Source organism: Streptomyces sp. URMC 126 (assembly GCF_051386555.1).
Lineage (GTDB): Bacteria > Actinomycetota > Actinomycetes > Streptomycetales > Streptomycetaceae > Streptomyces.
The window spans coordinates 1-254 of sequence record NZ_JBPQTX010001085.1 but is presented as its reverse complement, the minus strand read 5'-3'; the positions used below and the strand labels follow the sequence as shown (position 1 = coordinate 254).

The window sequence follows — 254 nt, the reverse complement described above, 5'->3', positions numbered from 1 at the left end:
AGCTGGAACTGCTCATCGTCCACTCGATGCTGCTGACCGGCTACGATGCGCCGCCCATCCACACCCTGTACATGGACCGCCCGATGCAGGGCGCCAACCTGATGCAGGCCCTGGCCCGCGTCAATCGCCGTTTCCGGGGCAAGCAGGACGGCCTCCTGGTCGGTTACGCGCCGCTCACCGACAACCTCGCCAAGGCACTGCGCGAGTACTCCGATCAGGACCGCGAGGACCAGACGCTCGGCGCGAACGTCGAC

Annotated in this window: 1 protein-coding gene; it reads left to right on the top strand. The window is 66.9% G+C overall.

Going from position 1 to position 254, the window contains the following annotated elements; genetic code table 11:
* Positions 1–2: 2 nt before the first annotated feature.
* Positions 3–254 (top strand): type I restriction enzyme subunit R domain-containing protein (locus ACSNOK_RS35190; RefSeq protein ID WP_436784756.1); only part of this gene is annotated, 252 nt, incomplete at its 3' end.